Consider the following 17332-nt stretch of genomic DNA (forward strand, 5'->3'; position numbering starts at 1 on the left):
GTTTCGGCAAATCAGCGCATGTCAGCGGCCGAAACGCCCGCTAGGAACGGCGTGGATCGTAGTTCCGGAACTCGGCCAGGCGGACATCGCTCTCCGGCAGCAGGGGCACCCCGCTGCCGGAGTCCAGCACCACCCGGCGCCCCAGGGGCTCGCGCAGCGTGACGCCGATCCGGCCGGTCCTGCCGACCGCGGAGCAGACCTTCACGTCGTCGTCGCCCCGGACGTCGACGTCCACGACCACCGCCTCGGGTGTCTCGTGGACACGCGAGCCGTACGTCGTGTCGCAGTCGCCGTACAGGTAGCTCAGCCGGAGCTCGGTCGGCGTGTTCGGCTCGTAGGTGGCCACCTCCTGGATCCCGTCGTCCAGCGGCTGGGGCGGCCCGCCCATCGCGGCCGGGTCGACCGCCACCCGCCGGAACGGCTTCGGCACGCCCCGCACGGTGAAGTCCCACGTCGGAACCCGTACCTCTCCCCTGCCGCTGGGCACCGCGGCCTCGCCCCGCGCCACCGCGACCACGCTCAACGGACGGCAGCCCTCGGCGGGGCACTTCTCGTCGGCGAAGGACTTGGGCCTGCTCAGTCCCGCGTAGGCGGCCTCCGCCGTCAGGACCGGCACGTCCAGCGAGCCTCCGTCGGCCCAGCGCAACCTCGCCGGGGCGGGCGTCCCGAGCGGGAGTTCGGTCTCCAGCCTCCAGGCGCTGTTGATCACGCTCCGTCCGACCCAGCGAGGCGTGTGCCTCCAGTCCGGCTCCAGGGTCAGGTTCCGCAGTGGGACGAACCCCGAGACCCAGGCCTCCCGCTCCGCCGAGCCCCGCCAGTGGTCGACGACCTCGCGGGCGCGGGCGGCGAACTCGTCGGCGGTGACCGGCGCGCGTCCGGGACCGCAGGCCGTCACCAGCACGACGAGCAGCGCGATCGGGAGCAATCTCATGATCAGTAGACGCGCGACCGGAATGACCGGTTCGCCCAGCGAACGACTGTTACGGTGCTCCCCATGACGCACCCCGACCCCCTGCTCGGCCTCATCCACCGCACTCCGGCCGCCGCCGAACTGCTGACCTGGCCGTTCGACTTCGACGTCTCCCGCACCGACCACGTCGAGAAGGTGACGCTGGAGTCCGGAGAGGCCCTTGATGCGGTCGCCGGTGACGGCGCGGGCGGGACGTACTTCCTCTGCGGGGACGCGGCCGGGCGGCGGCCCGTGTTGTACGCCGACTCCGAGGGGCAGGCCGGGCTGATCGGCGGCGACCTGACCTCCGCGATCCAGCTGATCGTGCGGGTCCCGTACTGGAGGGACTGTGTCTGGCGCGTCTCCGGCGGGCTCGAAGCGATGTCGTCGGTGGTTCCGGAGCTGGAGGAGGAGTACGCCGACCACGACATCGACCTCGACGCGTGCCGTACCTCGCTGACCGGCCTGCTCGGGCTGCGCCTCCCGTCGACGACGGACGCGCTGGCCCTCCTCATGGAGACGGTGACATCGCCCGGCTTCGTCCTGCTCAACGAGTGGGGAGACGCCTACGAACCGATCAGCGGGTGACCCCGAGTCCCTGTCAGTCCCTTCGAACCGCCCTGGGCCGAGACTGAACACGGCCTGACCAGGACCTACCGGATCCCGGTTTCGGCACGTGCCGCGTCGGACGGCCGGGAGACCGTCCCGCAGAACTCGCTGATCGTGTTCGGCGACGCTGGCGAGAGTCACGACTCACGTCAGGTCGGCCTGTACTCCGGTGACCGGATTCTCGGCGTGGCCGTCCGCGGAAGAGCCGGGCGACTCCCGCGGCCATGATCGGAGGCGGACCGTCACCACCCACCGGACCGCGAAACGCCCTCCAACGGCCTCCCCGTCCGGAAAAACGAAGATCCCGCCCGATCGGGCGGGATCTTCGTCGACCACTTCGCTGTGGAGCTATGGGGATTCGAACCCCAGACCTCCTCCATGCCATGGAGGCGCGCTACCAGCTGCGCCATAGCCCCTTGTGTGGTGCAGAAGAAATCTTAGCCGACTTCCGGGACCCCTCGTGCCATCGCGGCGGCGACGAGGGCGACCAGGACGGAGGCGACGGCGCTCACCGCGACGATCGTGAAGGACAGCACGTAGGCACCGCGGGCGGGGACGGTCGTGCCCGCCACGGTGATCGAGGTCAGCAGCGCGGCCGTCACCGCCCCCGAGGCGCTGCCCCCGATGGAGCGGACCAGGGAGTTGACCCCGCTGGCGATGCCGCTCTGGTCCATCGGCACATGCTGTACGGCCAGCGCCCCGAGGGCCGCGTAGGCGACTCCGAACCCGAGTCCCTGCAGCGTGTTGGCGACGACCAGGTCGGAGACCGAGGCGTTGAAGATCGCGAACCAGCCGAAGGCCGCCGCCGTGATGGCCGCGCCGACGGCCAGGGAACGGGCCGGGCCGAGGCGTCCGGAGATCCGTCCCGCCATGAAGGACGACACCAGCATGGTGACGGTGCTCGGCAGGGCGTAGAGGCCGACGTCGAGGACCGATCCGCCGAAGCCGTACCCGGCCGAGGAGGGGGTCTGGACGAAGCTGGAGACCAGCGTGAAGGAGCCGAACATCGCGAAGCCGAGCAGCAGCGCGGCCAGGTTGGCCGGCAGCGACCGGCGGCCGACGAGCAGGTCGAGACGGACCATCGGCGCCCTGAGCCTGAGCTGGCTGAACACCCACACCGCGCAGACGACCGCGGCGGCCGCGAACAGGGCGACCACCTGGGGGGATCCCCATCCCCAGTCGTTTCCCTTGGACACCGCGAGCAGCAGGCAGACCAGCCAGATCGACAGCAGCAGCGCGCCGACGAGGTCAAGGCGGCCCCCGGCGCGGACCCCGCTGTCGTGGGCGCTCAGGGCGATGAGGACGATCGCGACCACGCCGAGTCCGGCGGTGATCCAGAAGACCGGGTGGTGGCTGGGCGTCCGGTCGGCGATGACACCGGTGACGAGCATGCCGAGGTTGCCGCCGATGCCCATGGTCGCGCTGACCACGCCGATCGCGGTCATCACCTTCTGGGCAGGGAAGCTGTCTCTGATCATGCCGATGGCCAGGGGGATCAGCGCGGCGGAGGCTCCCTGCAGGGCACGGCCCACGATCAGCACCGGTAGCGTGAGCGAGACGGCGCAGATCACGGAGCCCAGGACGAGCAGGCCGACGGTGAACAGGATCATCCGCTTCTTGCCGTACATGTCCCCCAGGCGGGACAGCAGTGGCGTGGCGACCGCGCCGACGAGCAGCGAGGCGGTGAAGACCCAGGCGACCTCGTCGACCGAGACGCCGAAGCCGACCATCATCCTCGGCAGCAGCGGAATGACCACGGTCTGCTGGACGGAGACGACCATTCCCGCGATGGAGAGGGCGAGCAGGGTGAGCCAGAGCTGTCTGCTCCGGATCGCGACACCGGGCTCGGCGACGGCCACTCCTGCCATGCTCCCCCTCTTTTCTCACCAGCTTGCGGCAATGAGATGGTAAATGCTCGTCAGAAAACGTCATCTACTGGGTCATGTCGCGTCACGGGTAGCGTGATACGTCTCGGGCGCCATGTCCATGGCCCCCCATGGCGAGCGCCGTCTCAGCCCACGGTGGTGCGCATGGTGAGTTCGGTGCCGTCCTGGGACAGTTCGAGGGCCACGGTGACGGTGCCGAGCCGGGAGGTGCTCGGCAGGTGGGTGCCACCGCACGGAATGGCCGCCTCCCCCTCGGGCAGGCCGCACCGCCAGGTACGGCGCGCGGTCAGCTCACGCCCCGGGCTCTCGATCCGGACCACGGCGTCGGCCGCGACCCACTCCTTCAGCGTGTCGCAGACCTTTCCGGTGATCTCCGGGAGGCTCTCCTCCAGTCCTTCCGTGACGAAGCCCTTGCGGCGCAGTGACTTGCCAAGGCGGTAGACGTCGAGGCTGCCCCCGGGCAGGATCCGCGAGGAGGCGATGGCCGTCTGGTCGAAGTCGGGGTTGCCCAGGCCGTCCGCGGGGATCCCCTTACGCCACCGGCCGGCCAGTGCCGTGTTGAGCGCGAGCGCGGCGAGATGACAGGCGGTGTGTCCCGTGGAGAGCGCGTGACGGTGTTCGGCGTCGACGACGAGTTCGACCTCCCCGTCGGGTACCGGCTCCCGCGTGACGTGGACGACCAGCCAGCTCCAGCCGGAGGCGCCGCGCCGTACCGGGATGTCCTCGCCGAGGTGGACGCGCTGCTCGCCGTCGGCCACCGCCCCGGTCACGCAGTCGGTCACCGCGATCCCGGCGATGGTCCCCCGGTCCGCGGGCTGGTCGGGCCAGGTGTGGTCGAGCGGATGGAAGGGCGTCTGGACCACGATCGTCCCGTACTCCTCCCCCACGGGAACCCGCGCGGCGACGGTGGAGCGGCCCCGGGTCTCCCCTGCCGGGTAGCCGACAAACGTTGATCCCTCAATCACCGTTTCCCCCTTCTGCCCCTGTTGGTTCCCTCATCATCTCAGCCACACGAGAACGGCCCGCGCCGCCCCTTGGGGAGGCACGGGCCGTACGGCGGAGAGAAGAGGGTTCAGAGGGAGGGGACGGCCTTCTCGTCCTCCAGATAGCGCGCCCGGCCGGCGTACCAGCCGGTGGCCAGCTGCAGGCCGACGACCGCGAACAGCAGCAGGAACGACAGCGTCCAGCCTCCGCTGGCCTCGTGCATCACACCGACGACCAGGGGACCCGCACCCGCGATGAGGTATCCGGCGCTCTGCCCGAAGGCGGACAGCGCGGCGGTCGCCTCGGGGGTCCGGGTGCGCAGGGCCAGCATGGTCAACGCCAGCGGGAACGATCCCATCCCGATCCCGACCAGTACGGCGAACAGCCAGGCCAGGTTGGCGGGAGCCAGCCACAGGCCGAGGAAGCCGATCGTGTAGAAGACCACGAAGGCCGCCACGACGGGCCGCTGGTCGGCGAACTTCGAGGCGATCCACGGCACCACCATGGAGACCGGGATGCCGATCGCGGTGAAGACGCCCAGCGTCAGCCCGGCCTGGCCGGGGGTGTAGCCACCGTCTATGAGCATCTTCGGCAGGAAGCCGAACATGATGTAGGCGACCATGCTCTGCGTGCCGAAGTAGGCGGCGACGGCCCAGGCGAGCTTGCTCCTGACCAGGCTCCGGGGACCGAGATCGTTGCTGCCCGTGTCCCGCTCCGGCTCACTGCGCGACAGCGCAAGCCACGGAATGGCGGCGACAGCGGCCAGCGCCGCCCACACCCCGAGGGCAACGTGCCAGTTGCCGTCGGTGGCCCGTTCGATCGGGACGGTCGCGGCGGCCGCGAGCATCGTGCCGGCCGCGAGGGCGGTGGTGTAGACGGTGGTCATGGTCCCGGCCCTGCCGGGGAAGTGGCGCTTGATCAGGGTGGGGATGAGCACGTTGCCCACGGCGCCGCCGGACAGCGCCAGCGCGCTGCTGAACAGGAAGACCTCGGCCGAGCCGACCATCGCGCGGATGAGCAGTCCGGAGCCCAGGGCGACCAGGGCGGTCAGCAGCAGCCGGTGTTCGCCGATCTTCCTGGCCAGGGCCGGTGTCACGGCGCCGACCGAGGCGAAGATGAGAACGGGTAGTGTGGTGAGGAGCCCGACTCCGACGCCCGACATGCCGAGGCCGGAGGAGATGCGGTCGAGCACCGGTCCCACACTGGTGACCGCGGTGCGCAGGTTCAGTGCGGCGAGGACGATTCCCAGCACGAGCAACCAGGCGAGAGATCCCGTCGTTCCACCGGTGCGGCCCCGAGTCTGATGGGTTAGCACGCTCATGCGGGGTTCAGTCCTCCTTCAATCGATTCACCCAATCGTAGGATGATTGGCTGACTCCAACTGTAACAGGACCCAAAACTCGGTTTGTTCCTGGCAATGCGCGCCCCGCCCAAAGCCCTGACACTGTGAAAGCCGGATCACGCCCTCCTTTACAGGGCGTGATCCGGCTTCCTTCCCCGTCAGTTCAGGGCGATGACCAGCTCAGACGCGCGGACCCGGCGTGGCGGGCGGCTCCTCGCCCGGTCGCCTGCCCGCTCCGGGCAGCGGGCCGCCACCGGGAGGGGCGAGCGGAGAGGACGGCGGATACTCCCTGCCGACCGTGCGCGGCGGAACCGGATCGTCGTATCCGTAACCGCCGTCCCTCGCACCGTCCTCCGACCTGTCGGTGACGGTCACACCACCGCCGGCGCCGTAACCGGCCGGACGGTCGTGCGGCGCGGGGACCTCACCACGCCAGGAGCCGCTCTCCCCGCCGCGCGACTCGATGAACGTCTTGAAGCGTTCCAGGTCGCCCCGGACCCGGAGCCGGACGAGCTGCAGCCAGTCACCCGCGGTCTCGACGAAGCCCTCCGGCTCGTACTCCATCTGGAGCGTGACACGGGCGGTCTCCGGGGACAGGTGGTGGAAGGTCACCACCCCCGCCTGGTGCGGGCCGTCCAGGGACTTCCACGCCACCCGCTCGTCCGGGTGCTGCTCGGTGATCTCGGCCTCGAACTCACGGTGGACGCCCGCGATCTCCACGGCCCAGGCCGTACGGGTGTCACTCAGCTGCCTGACCGATTCGACGCCTTCCATGAACTCGGGAAAGGTCTCGAACTGGGTCCACTGGTTGTAGGCCGTCCTGATCGGGACGTTCACATCGACGGACTGTTCGATCGTGCTCACAGGTCTGCCTCCCTCTCGTGGGTTCGGTAGGCCGACCTGCCCGACGATCCGCGGACATAACTACTTACGCCGCAAAAGCCAGTAAAGGCCTACGAGCGGCAGCACGAGAGGGATGAACACGTAACCGCTGCCGTAGCCCGACCAGACCGTCGCGTGCGGGAAGGCCTCGGGGTCGGCCAGGCTCAGCGTGCCGACGACCAGCACGCCCGCCAGCTCGACGCCGCAGGCGACCAGGGCGAGGCCCCGATTTCCCCTGGCCAGCGCCACGGCCAGCACGAGGTAGACCAGCGCGGCGACCGCCGACAGGGAGTAGGCCAGCGGCGCCTCGCCGAAACGGGTCGCGATCTGCACCGCGGCACGCGCTCCCGCGGCCAGCGCGAAGACGCCGTAGACCGCGACCAGCGCGCGTCCCGGCCCCGAGCCGATCATCGGTTCGCTCATGCCGTCCCCTGCCAGAGCTGCAGCAGCCGTCCCACCATGACGCAGACCGCGAAGGCGCCGACCGCGACCACCGCCGACCCCCAGCGCGAACGCTCGGCGAGGCCGAGGAAGACCGCCCCGGGCGGGATCACCAGCGTCCCCGCGAGGTAGCCGATCAAGGTCGCCGTCTCCGCCGGTCCCCTGCCCCCGATCACCCCGGCGACCGCGAAGCCCGCCTGGACGAGCAGGCCGAGTTCGAGCAGCGCGAGCATGACGAGCAGCACGGTGCCCATCGGCCTGTTCCGGCCCGCGGCCACGATGGCGGACAGCACGATGACCAGGGCCAGGATGATCAGGGCGGTCGCGAGCGGGCCGATCATCGGGACATCACCGTGGCAGGAGGCATGGGCAGTAGGTTACTGCCCGGTGCCGCCGCCCTCCCCTCCGCTTCCGCATACGCTGGACACGTGGAGACGATCCTGGTCAGCGCCTGTCTCATGGGACGGCGGGTCCGCTACGACGGGGCCGCGAAGACCAGCGGTGACGCGCTGCTGGCCGCCTGGCGGGCCGAGGGACGGCTGGTGCCGTTCTGCCCCGAGGTCGAGGGCGGCCTGCCCGTGCCGCGTCCTCCCGCCGAGATCGAGGGCGGGGCGGGCGGCGCGGCCGTGCTCGCCGGAGCGGCCCGGGTGCTCACGGCCGACGGCACCGACGTCACCCAGGCCTTCCTCACCGGGGCGCGGGCGGCGCTCGCCGCCGCGCTCTCCTGCGGCGCGCGGGTGGCGATCCTGAAGGAGGGAAGCCCCTCCTGCGGAAGCCTGACCATCCACGACGGCTCCTTCGGCGGCGGGCGGCTACCCGGTGCCGGAGTCACCACCGCCCTGCTCGAACAGCACGGCGTCTCGGTGTTCGGCGAGGACAGGATTCCCGCCGCCGCAGTACGGCTGCGCGAGTTGTCGCGATCCTGAGGCGTTCTCAGTACTCCCACACGTCGGTGCGGCTCTCCCCTCCGACGCAGTAGATCGCCGAACCGTGATCCCCCTGGACCAGGTCCACCCTGATCCATCCCTCGGCCTGGGTCACCTTGGCCTCGTAGCCCGGGTTGGGGTTGGCGGAGACCACACGGCACACGCCCCCCTCGATGCTGAAGGCGACGGAGCCGTTCTTGGAACTCACCGTCTTGGTCCCGCCCTCGGCCGCGAGATGAGGGGTGGGACTGGGAGTGGCGGAGGCCTTCTCCGGCTCGGGCGTGGCGGTGGGCGCCTTGGTCGGCGCCTTGGCCGGGGGCTTGGTCGGGGTTCCGGTCGCGGACGGCTTGGACGGGGAGTCGTCCGGCTGGCGCTCGTGACCGGAGATCCGCCTGGATCCGACCGACCCCTTCCTGTCCCCCCTCGGCAGACCGGTGGCCCGCGGCTGGGAGGTGCCGCGGCGGCCCAGGGGGGAGACGTAGGTCCCCGGGGTGTGCCTGCCCTGGGGAGAGGAGCTCGGCGGGCCCGTCACGCCGGCCGTGCCGGTCGGCGGCTTCGAGGGAATCGCGACGGCCCCTATCCGGGACAGCTCCGCGTCCAGGGACTCGACCCTCGCGTCGTCGAAGACCTGGCTGGTCAGCACGTCACGGACACCAAGCCAGGTGATCCCGGCAGCCAGGACCGTGGCAGCACACCAGACCACAACGAATCCCCAGGTTTGCCTCATGCGGTGAATTATTACCTCATGTGCTTCTTTGTTCACTACGGTTACGTCGTATGGCGACGGTTCTCGTGGTAGAAGACGACGAGTACGTGCGCTCCGCGATGATCCAGGAACTGGGCAGGCGCCAACACGCCGTGCGCAGCGCGGGACGTGCGCTCGACGCGTTGCGGGAGATCACCCAGAATCCCCCCGACGCGGTGATCCTCGATCTCGGCCTGCCCGACCTGGACGGGTCGGAGGCGCTGAAGATGGTCCGCAGCGTCTCCAGCGTTCCGGTCATCGTGGCCACGGCCAGGGACGACGAGGCGGAGATCGTCCGCCTGCTGGAGGCGGGCGCGGACGACTACCTGGTCAAGCCGTTCTCCGGTGACCACCTCAACGCCCGGCTCGACGCGGTACTGCGCAGGGCCCGGGCCGCGGGGCCGCCACCGGTGCTGCGCGTCGGCGCGCTCTCGGTCGATCTCAACCGGCGTGAGGCCTCCCTGGGCGGGGAGCCTCTCTCGCTGACCCGGCGGGAGTTCGACCTGCTCGCCTACCTCGCGGCCCGCGCCGACCGGGTCGTCCCGCGCAAGGAGTTGCTCACCGAGGTGTGGCAGCAGTCCTACGGCGACGACCAGACCATCGACGTCCACCTGTCGTGGCTGCGGCGCAAACTCGGTGAGAGCGCCTCCGCCCCCCGCTATCTGCACACCGTGCGCGGCGTCGGCGTCATGCTGATCACACCGTCGTGAGACGTACCCTGGCCCTGCTCGCCCTCGCCGGCGCCTCGATGATCGCCCTGGCCTTCCTGGTCCCGTTCGGGATCATCGTCAGGGACATCGCGCACGACCGGGCGATCGCCGAGGCGGAACGGCAGGCGTCGGCGCTGGTCCCGGTACTGGCCATCACCACCACCCCGGCCCGGCTGGCCCGCGCGGTCGCCAGCACGGGCCAGCCGGAGCGCATCGCGCTCCACCTGCCCGACGGAAGGAAGATCGGTACCCCCAAGGCCTCGGCGCTGACCGTCGCCACGGCGGTCCGGCTGACCCGAGCCGCGACCTCGGATGAGCTGGGCGACGACTTCCTGCTGCTTCGCCCCGTCACCCTGGAGAACGGCAGGACCGCGGTCATCGAGATCTTCGTACCCGTCCAGGAACTCACCAGGGGGGTCGCCGTCTCGTGGGCGGTGTTGACCGGGGTGGCGCTGGTGCTGATGGCGGGCTCCGTGCTCGTCGCCGACCGGCTGGGTGCCCGGCTGGTGCGCGCCTCCCAGCGTCTCGGCAACGCGGCGACCTCCCTGGGAGCCGGTGACCTCACCGTCAGGATCGCCCCTGAGGGGCCCACGGAGCTGGTCGCGGTCGGCGAGGCGTTCAACGCCATGGCCGACCGGGTGATCCAGTTGCTCGCCGCGGAACGGGAGATGGCGGCCGACCTCTCGCACCGGCTTCGCACGCCGCTGACCGCGTTACGTCTCAGCCTGGACCACCTGGGCCCGGAGGCCGAGCAGAGCCGCCGGGCCCTGGGCCGTCTCGAAGCCGAGGTCGACGAGATCATCGCGGCCGCCAGGCAGCCCTCACGGGCCCCCGCCCTCGTCCACTGCGACGCGGCCCACGTGCTGCGTGAGCGACTGACTTTCTGGTCGGCGCTGGCCGACGACCAGCAACGGCCCTGGCAACTGATCGGCGCCACGGAGCCGGTCAGGATCCCGGTCGCGGCGACCGAGCTCAGCGCGGTCGTCGACGCGCTGCTCGGCAACGTCTTCCGGCACACCCCCCAGGGCACCGCGTTCACGGTGACGCTGCACCAGGGACCGGACGCGGTCGGCATCCTGATCGCCGACGCGGGCCCCGGGATCGCCGACCCCGAGGCGGCGCTGCGGCGCGGGGCCAGCGGCGCGGGCTCGACCGGCCTCGGCCTGGACATCGCCCGCAGGCTCGCCGAGGGCTCGGGCGGCGCGCTGCGGATCGACTCCTCGGTCCTCGGCGGCGCCCATGTGCAGCTGTGGCTGCGCACCGACCAGTACGAGCCCCTCTTCCGTACGGCCCGGCGTCCCCAGGCCAGACGCTGGCCGCGCAGGAAGGACGCCACGCAGGACCTCCAGGACTGACCCGCGCCGTCAGGCGGGATCTCCGGGAACACCGGCCCCGGTCACCGCCAACGCCTCCTCGCGTGTCATACGGGCGCCCCGGCCGTACGCCTCCTCATAGGCCCGGTCGCCGAGCGCACGTCTGGCGGCCCCGGCGAGCCGGACCACGTCCACGTCACCGGCCGACGCGATTCCACGCACCGCCGTACCGGCGCCCAGCAGCAGGGCGGCCCTGGCCGGGTCACCCTCAAGCAGCGCGACCCCGGACATCAGCTCGATGACCAGGGCCGTCATCGTCACGTTGTGCAGGCCCGCCGCGGAGGTCAGCGCCCGGTGGTACCACGCCAGCGCCTCCCCCGCGACGCCCTCCGCCTCGGCGGTCAGCCCGAGACCGATCATGATCACGGCCCGGGTCTCCTCGCCGCCGAACCACCCGGAGGGGCACCCGGCGAGCGCCTCCTCGGCCAGGCTCCTGGCCCGTGCCGTCTCACCCCGTGCCCTGGCGACGGCGCTCAGCACGTGGCGGGTGAGGGCGAGCACCTCGGCGGCCCCCGTACGGCGCGCCAGCGCGGCGGCCCGTTCCGCGTCCTCCGCCGCCCCCCGGAGGTCTCCCGTCTGCAGGCGCACACCGGCCCGCTGGCACAGGGTCCCGGCGACGTCCTCGTCGGCTCCGAGTTCACGGGCCGCCCGCAGCGCCTCGTCGCACAACGCCCCCGCCCGTTCGGCCTCGCCCCGCCAGGAGGCCAGTTTGGCGAGCTCGGACAGCGCGACCGACGTCCCCCACCGCTCCCCGACCGCACGGAAACCGGCCAGCGCGGCGGCCAGGCCGTCCTCCGCCTCGCCGAGCCGCCCGGTGTAGGACGCCACGAGCCCCTCGCCGAGGCGGTTGAGGGCCCGGCTCCACGGGTCGGTGCCGACCAGCCCGTACCACCGGTCGTCCAGGTTCGCGGTGCGCGCCTCCGGGATGCCCATGGCCATGCCGAGCAGCATGGTCATGAAGGGCTGCCTGGGCGGACGGCCCCCGGCCAGCATCGCCGCGACGGCGTTGCCCAGGTGGGCGTCGAACTCACCGCGCGGCCCACCGGAGGCGATGCTCAGGACCCCCACGGTGTACTCCTCCTCCAGCCCCTCCGGGGGACGCGGGCCGATCCCGCGCAGGAGTTCCTCGGCCCGCGCCGCCCCCTGGCTGCGCAGTCCCCGCAGCCACCAGTAGGTCGTCAGGCGCGCCAGCAGCCGCAGCGCCGTCCCCCGCTCCTCCTCCCCCGCCTCGGTGGCGTGGCGGAGCGCGGCGTGCAGGTTGTCGCGCTCGGCGTCCAGCGCGGCCAGGCACTCCAGTTGCTCGGCGGTGATCAGGCGTGGCTCGACCCGTACCGCCAGGCCGAGGAAGTACTCCGCGTGCGCGCGCCGCGTCCGCCGGGTCTCCCCCGCCTCGGCGAGCCGTTCCGCGCAGAACGCCCTGATCGTGTTGAGCATGCGGTAGCGGGTTCCCGAGACCTCCACAAGAGACTTGTCCACCAGGCCCGTGAGCGCCTCGACCGTGCCGCCGTCCGGCAGCCCGCACACCACGCGGATCGCCTCAAGCGTCGCGCCCCCGGCGAAGACGGTCAGCCGCCCGGCCAGCGCCCGCTCGTCCTCCCCCAGCAGGTCCCAGCTCCACTCGACCACCGCCCTGAGCGTGCGGTGCCTCGGCTGCGCGGTACGGCTGCCGCGCGACAGCAGTCCGAACAGGTCGTCCAGCCTGGCGGCGACCTCGCCGACCGGCAGGGAGCGCAGCCTGGCCGCGGCCAGCTCGATCGCCAGAGGCTGGCCGTCGAGTGCCCGGCAGATCCGTCCCACGGCCTCGGCGTTGTCCTCCCCGACGGTGAACCCGGGCAGCACGGCGGCGGCCCGGTCGGTGAACAGTTCGACGGCCGGATAACCGGGCATCTCCCGCGCCGGGGTTCCCCTCGGCGGCACGGCGAGCGCGGGGATCGGGCACAGGCTCTCGCCGGTGATGCCGAGAGCCTCCCTGCTCGTGGCGAGGACCCGCAGCCGGGGACAGGCGCCGAGCAGCCGTCCGGCGAGCGCCGCGACGGCCTCGACGAGGTGCTCGCAGTTGTCGAAGATCAGCAGGACGCTCCGTTCGGCGAGCGCCGCGACCATCCGCTCGACCGCGTCGCCTCCCGGTCTGCCGAGCCCGGGGGTGAGCCACGCCTCGCGCAGCCCGAGGGTGTCGAAGACCGCCTGGGGCACCTCCGCGTCCCTGCTCAACGGCGCGAGGTCGACGAACCGGACCTCCCCCGGGTGCCGGGTCGCCACCTCGACCGCCAGCCGGGTCTTGCCCGCCCCTCCCGGCCCGGTGACGGTGACCAGGCGCGCCCGATCGAGCAGTGCGCCGACCCGCTCAAGCTCCCGCCCTCTGCCCACGAAGCTGGTGAGCTGGGCCGTGAGCGCGTGCCTCTCCGGAGTGACGGGCACCACCGGCCCGGAGAGAGGGGAGAGGTCCGCCCTCAGCACGGCCAGGTGCGTGGCGGCCAGTTCCGCCGACGGATCGGCGCCGAGTTCCTCGGCGAGGAGTCGTCTGGCCTCCTCGTAGACGGCCAGGGCCTCGGCCTGCCTGCCACCGCCGTACAGGGCCCGCATCAGCTGCCCCCGCAGCCGCTCCCGCAACGGATGCGCGGCCACCAGGCCGGTCAGCTCGGCCACCAGCGCCCGGTGCCCGCCCATGGCGAGCTCCGCCTCGACCCGCTCCTCCACGGCCGAGAGCCGCAGCTCCTCAAGCCGTACGGCCTGCCCGCGCGCGAACGGGGCACCGTCCACGTCGGACAGCGCGGGTCCCCGCCACAGGGCCAGCGCCTCGTGCAGGAGACCGGCCGCGCGCGGGGCGTCCCCCTCCTCCAGGGCTCGCCGTCCCCGGACGGCCAGTGCCTCGAACCGGTGAACGTCCACCTCCTGCGGGCTCACCGCGAGCCGGTAACCGGCGGGGGTGAACTCGACCGTCCCGGCGTGCCCGAGCAGTCGCCTGAGCCGGGAGACCTGAGCCTGCAGCGCGTTGGCGGCGTTGCCGCGCGTCTCCTGACCGTAGAGGCCGTCGATCAGCCGCTCGACGGTCACCACCCGGCCCGCGTCGAGCGCCAGCAGCGCCAGCAGCGCGCGCGTCCTGGGCCCGCCGACGGGGACCGGGCCGCCCTCGGCGTCCCTGATCTCCGTCGCGCCGAGCAAGCCGAACCACATGTCATCGATTATCGTGCGCCGGCCCCGCCCATGGATCAGGGCGTCTCAGGCCTGCCTGCCCACTGCCGAAGAACCGCCGAAAACACGAGATCCCGCCCGATCAGGTGATCGGGCGGGATCTCGCCGGTCCTGTGGAGCTATGGGGATTCGAACCCCAGACCTCCTCCATGCCATGGAGGCGCGCTACCAGCTGCGCCATAGCCCCTGGTCACCGCTCCGAGTGCTCTCGTTGCGGCGCTTGGGAAGCATACAAGGACACCCTGGGGTTCACCTAATCGACGACCGTACGGCTCTCGCCCTTCACCGGGCGTGAGCCGTACGAGGGGTCAGCTCTGCGTCACCTCGGGGCTGTCGTCGCTCTGGACGGGCTCGGGGAGGGTTCCGGCGTTGTGCTCCATCAGGCGCCAGCCCCTGCGCCCCTCCTCAAGCACCGACCAGGAGCAGTTGCCCAGGCCGCCGAGGGCGGACCAGAGATCCTCCGGCAGGCCGAGCAGGTGGGCGATGCCGAGCCGGATCGCCGCTCCGTGGGAGGCGACGACCAGCAGACCGTCCTCGTCGAGCCGTTCGGCCCATCTGCGGATGGAGGTCGAGACGCGCGCGGCGACGTCGGCGACCTCCTCACCACCGGGGGCCTCCCAGGCGGCGTACTGCTCGGGCCACCCGGCGGAGATCTCCTCGCGGGTGAGTCCCTCCCATTCGCCGCCGCCCCGCTCCCTCAGGTCCTTGTCGACCGACACGCTCAGACCGGTGAGACGGCCGAGCGCGGAGGCGGTGTCGTAGGCCCGCTGGAGGTCGGAGGAAACGATCACGGTGGGGCGGAGCGCGGCGAGCAGCGAGGCGGCCCTCGCCGCCTGGGCGATGCCGGTCTCGTCGAGCGGGATGTCGCTGTGGCCCTGGAAGCGGTGTTCGACGTTCCACAGCGTCTGGCCGTGTCTCAGGCAGACGACACGGCGGCTCACTCAGTTACCGCCGGGCGGGCACGCTGAGCGGCGGCCTGCGCGACACTGTCGGGCAGGCCGATGGCGGGACAGTCCTTCCACAGCCGCTCCAGGGCGTAGAAGGTGCGGTCCTCCTCGTGCTGGACGTGCACGACGATGTCGACGTAGTCGAGGAGAACCCAGCGGCCCTCACGCTCTCCCTCACGGCGGACGGGCTTGGCGTGGGCCTCGACGCGCAGCCGCTCCTCGATCTCGTCGACGATGGAGCGGACCTGGCGGTCATTGGTGGCGGAGCAGAGCAGGAAGGCGTCGGTGATGACGAGCTGGTCGCTCACGTCATAGGCGAGGATGTCGTCGGCCAGCTTGTCGGCCGCGGCCTCGGCGGCGATCCTGATGAGCTGGACGGATCTGTCGGTTGCGGTCACGGTTTCGGTTAGTCCTCCAGTAGTCGGCGCTGTCACCTATCAGGGTGCCCGATCGAACGCCTGTCGAAGAGCCGCCTTCGGGTACAACGCCTATCGTGTGCCACCCGATTCCACGTCGCAAACGGATTGATGGTCCGGCGAAGAGCGCACATGGCGGTAAAGGCCGCGTTTATTGATGTACTGCACAATACCGTCAGGGACCAGGTACCAGATGGGTTGTCCGGAAGAGACACGTTCCCTGCACTCCGACGACGAGATGGCCAGTGCCGGGATCTCCAGCAGGCTGACCTTGCCCTCGGGCAGCCCGGGGTCGCGCAGGATGTGACCGGGCCGGGTGGCCCCGACGAAGTGCGCGATGGTGAAGAGCTCGTCGGCGTCGTGCCAGCCCAGGATCTGCGACAGCGCGTCGGCCCCGGTGATGAAGTACAGCTCGACGTCGGCTCCCCCGGCCGCGGCGATCTCCCTGAGGGTGTCGATGGTGTAGGTGGGCCCGGGGCGGTCGATGTCCACCCGGCTCACCGAGAAACTCGGGTTCGAGGCGGTCGCGATGACCGTCATCAGATAGCGGTCCTCCGCGGCCGAGACGGTCCTGTCGGCCTTCTGCCACGGCCGCCCCGTCGGCACGAAGATCACCTCGTCGAGGTGGAAGTGATGCGCGACCTCACTGGCGGCGACGAGGTGCCCGTGATGGATGGGGTCGAAGGTGCCGCCCATGACTCCCAGGCGTCTCTTCCCCGTGCCGTTGGCCGCTTTCATCATGAAACGGACCATACGCGTAAGCCGTACCTGGCTTTTAATCACCCCCCGCGCATGCCCGGCGGGCCCGACGTAGCATGCCGGACATGACCACCACCCCGGATCGCAATCGCGTGCAGCTTCCCGGCGTAAGCTCACGTGCCTACGAACATCCCGCCGACCGATCCGCGCTGGTAGCCCTGCGCTCGCTCAGCGGGTTCGACACGGTTCTCAAGCAGATGTCCGGCCTGATCAGTGAGCGCCGCCTGCGCCTGATCTACCTCGCCTCCGCGGTGCGCACCGGCGAGACCCAGTTCCGCACGCTGCACGACATGGGCCGTGACGCGGCCTACACCCTGGACCTGCACCGCATTCCCGAGGTGTACGTCCAGCAGAGCCCGCAGGTGCAGGCCATGGCGATCGGGTTCGACGACCCGTTCATCGTCGTCACCACCGGTCTGCTCGACCTCATGGACGACGAGGAACTGCGTTTCGTCGTCGGCCACGAGACCGCGCACATCCTGTCCGGCCACGCGGTCTACCGCACCATGCTGGACATCCTGACCCGTCTGGCCACCCGTGTCGCCTGGATCCCCCTCGGCTACATCGGGCTGCGCGCGATCGTCGCCGGCCTTGAGGAGTGGCACCGCAAGTCGGAGCTGTCGGCCGACCGCGGCGGCCTGCTCTGCGGCCAGGATCCGGAGGCCGCGCTGCGCGCGCTGATGAAGCTCGCCGGCGGCTCCCGCCTGCACGAGATGAACATCGAGGCCTTCCTCGACCAGGCCCGCGAGTACGACACGGCCGGTGACGTCCGTGACGGCCTGCTCAAGGTCCTCAACCTGCTCGGCACGACCCACCCGTTCGCCGTCTCCCGGGTGGCCGAGCTGGACAAGTGGCGCCGCAGTGGCGAGTACGAGACCATCCTCTCCGGCGACTACCCCCGCCGGGCCGACGACGCGAACGCCAAGATCTCCGAGGAGGTCAGGGCCGCCGCCCGCTCCTACCGCGAGTCCTGGTCCCAGTCGCAGGACCCCTTCATCGGCGTCCTGCGCGACGTCGCCGAGGGTGCGGTCAACGCGGGTGAGCGCATCTTCAACCGCTTCGCCCGCCGCGACGGCAACTGAGGGCGTGGCTCCCTGAAAAGGTCTGGAAGGCCGCCTTCCGGGCCTTTTCCGAAGGCCACCCCTTCCGGAGATCCCGTGAGGCGCTCCGG

17 protein-coding genes and 2 tRNA genes are annotated in these 17332 nt (G+C 71.2%); 5 read left to right on the forward strand and 14 right to left on the reverse strand.

The annotated features are described in order from the left end of the window. Positions 1 to 40: 40 nt before the first annotated feature. The gene (locus tag ACFYY8_RS40745; RefSeq protein ID WP_390050453.1) at positions 41 to 931 is read right to left on the reverse strand and encodes a hypothetical protein; all 891 of its coding nucleotides are present in this window, start codon (positions 929 to 931) and stop codon (positions 41 to 43) included. Positions 932 to 994: 63 nt separating this feature from the next. Here ACFYY8_RS40745 and ACFYY8_RS40750 point away from each other — a divergent pair, with 63 nt between their 5' ends. Continuing rightward, positions 995 to 1537 carry a hypothetical protein gene (locus ACFYY8_RS40750; RefSeq protein ID WP_390050454.1) on the forward strand — a complete coding sequence of 181 codons (543 nt, stop codon included), beginning with the start codon at positions 995 to 997 and terminating at the stop codon, positions 1535 to 1537. A gap of 364 nt (positions 1538 to 1901) precedes the next feature. Here ACFYY8_RS40750 and ACFYY8_RS40755 read toward each other — a convergent pair. The 7 genes from ACFYY8_RS40755 to ACFYY8_RS40785 form a co-directional block, all read right to left on the reverse strand. After that, positions 1902 to 1974 (reverse strand) — tRNA-Ala (locus ACFYY8_RS40755). 21 nt (positions 1975 to 1995) lie between these two features. Next, the gene (locus tag ACFYY8_RS40760) at positions 1996 to 3426 is read right to left on the reverse strand and encodes an MFS transporter (RefSeq protein WP_390050455.1); all 1431 of its coding nucleotides are present in this window, start codon (positions 3424 to 3426) and stop codon (positions 1996 to 1998) included. Between the two features lie 143 nt (positions 3427 to 3569). Beyond that, positions 3570 to 4409, reverse strand: a complete 840-nt coding sequence (locus ACFYY8_RS40765) for a metal-dependent hydrolase (RefSeq protein WP_390050456.1) — start codon at positions 4407 to 4409, stop codon at positions 3570 to 3572. 107 nt (positions 4410 to 4516) lie between these two features. Then, a complete protein-coding gene (locus tag ACFYY8_RS40770; RefSeq protein WP_390050457.1) occupies positions 4517 to 5749 on the reverse strand; it encodes a CynX/NimT family MFS transporter in 1233 nt (410 codons plus the stop codon). A 201-nt stretch (positions 5750 to 5950) separates the two neighbouring features. After that, a complete protein-coding gene (locus ACFYY8_RS40775) occupies positions 5951 to 6634 on the reverse strand; it encodes an SRPBCC family protein (protein WP_390050458.1) in 684 nt (227 codons plus the stop codon). A 60-nt stretch (positions 6635 to 6694) separates the two neighbouring features. Further along, entirely contained in the window at positions 6695 to 7075 is a 381-nt protein-coding gene (locus ACFYY8_RS40780; RefSeq protein WP_390050459.1) for a hypothetical protein, read from the reverse strand. Then, complete coding sequence (locus ACFYY8_RS40785; protein WP_390050460.1) at positions 7072 to 7434, reverse strand: hypothetical protein; 363 nt, start codon at positions 7432 to 7434, stop codon at positions 7072 to 7074. The genes ACFYY8_RS40780 and ACFYY8_RS40785 overlap by 4 nt, the downstream gene beginning before the upstream one ends. Positions 7435 to 7521: 87 nt before the next feature. Here ACFYY8_RS40785 and ACFYY8_RS40790 point away from each other — a divergent pair, with 87 nt between their 5' ends. Further along, a complete protein-coding gene (locus tag ACFYY8_RS40790) occupies positions 7522 to 8019 on the forward strand; it encodes a DUF523 domain-containing protein (protein WP_390050461.1) in 498 nt (165 codons plus the stop codon). A 7-nt stretch (positions 8020 to 8026) separates the two neighbouring features. On the opposite strand, the gene ACFYY8_RS40795 is transcribed toward ACFYY8_RS40790, so the two are convergent. Beyond that, positions 8027 to 8746, reverse strand: coding sequence for a hypothetical protein (locus ACFYY8_RS40795; protein ID WP_390050462.1), 720 nt, complete (start codon positions 8744 to 8746; stop codon positions 8027 to 8029). A gap of 50 nt (positions 8747 to 8796) precedes the next feature. Between ACFYY8_RS40795 and ACFYY8_RS40800 the strand changes: the two genes are divergently transcribed. Continuing rightward, positions 8797 to 9474, forward strand: a complete 678-nt coding sequence (locus tag ACFYY8_RS40800) for a response regulator transcription factor (protein ID WP_352016339.1) — start codon at positions 8797 to 8799, stop codon at positions 9472 to 9474. Further along, positions 9471 to 10829, forward strand: coding sequence for a sensor histidine kinase (locus ACFYY8_RS40805; protein WP_390050463.1), 1359 nt, complete (start codon positions 9471 to 9473; stop codon positions 10827 to 10829). The genes ACFYY8_RS40800 and ACFYY8_RS40805 overlap by 4 nt, the downstream gene beginning before the upstream one ends. 9 nt (positions 10830 to 10838) lie before the next feature. On the opposite strand, the gene ACFYY8_RS40810 is transcribed toward ACFYY8_RS40805, so the two are convergent. The 5 genes from ACFYY8_RS40810 to nadD all read right to left on the reverse strand — a co-directional run bounded on the left by ACFYY8_RS40810 (position 10839) and on the right by nadD (position 16143). Then, the gene (locus tag ACFYY8_RS40810) at positions 10839 to 14021 is read right to left on the reverse strand and encodes a BTAD domain-containing putative transcriptional regulator (RefSeq protein WP_390050464.1); all 3183 of its coding nucleotides are present in this window, start codon (positions 14019 to 14021) and stop codon (positions 10839 to 10841) included. Positions 14022 to 14153: 132 nt separating this feature from the next. Continuing rightward, positions 14154 to 14226, reverse strand: a tRNA-Ala gene (locus ACFYY8_RS40815). Positions 14227 to 14347: 121 nt separating this feature from the next. After that, positions 14348 to 14980, reverse strand: a complete 633-nt coding sequence (locus ACFYY8_RS40820; RefSeq protein ID WP_390050465.1) for a histidine phosphatase family protein — start codon at positions 14978 to 14980, stop codon at positions 14348 to 14350. Next, on the reverse strand, positions 14977 to 15384 hold the full coding sequence (rsfS, locus tag ACFYY8_RS40825; RefSeq protein ID WP_390050466.1) for a ribosome silencing factor: 408 nt from the start codon (positions 15382 to 15384) through the stop codon (positions 14977 to 14979). Before rsfS ends, ACFYY8_RS40820 begins: the two co-directional genes overlap by 4 nt. Before the next feature lie 90 nt (positions 15385 to 15474). After that, on the reverse strand, positions 15475 to 16143 hold the full coding sequence (gene nadD / locus ACFYY8_RS40830) for a nicotinate-nucleotide adenylyltransferase (RefSeq protein ID WP_352016344.1): 669 nt from the start codon (positions 16141 to 16143) through the stop codon (positions 15475 to 15477). Positions 16144 to 16217: 74 nt separating this feature from the next. Here nadD and ACFYY8_RS40835 point away from each other — a divergent pair, with 74 nt between their 5' ends. After that, complete coding sequence (locus ACFYY8_RS40835; protein ID WP_184715434.1) at positions 16218 to 17243, forward strand: M48 family metallopeptidase; 1026 nt, start codon at positions 16218 to 16220, stop codon at positions 17241 to 17243. Positions 17244 to 17332: the final 89 nt, after the last annotated feature.

The organism is Streptosporangium sp. NPDC001559 (assembly GCF_042893955.1).
GTDB lineage: Bacteria > Actinomycetota > Actinomycetes > Streptosporangiales > Streptosporangiaceae > Streptosporangium.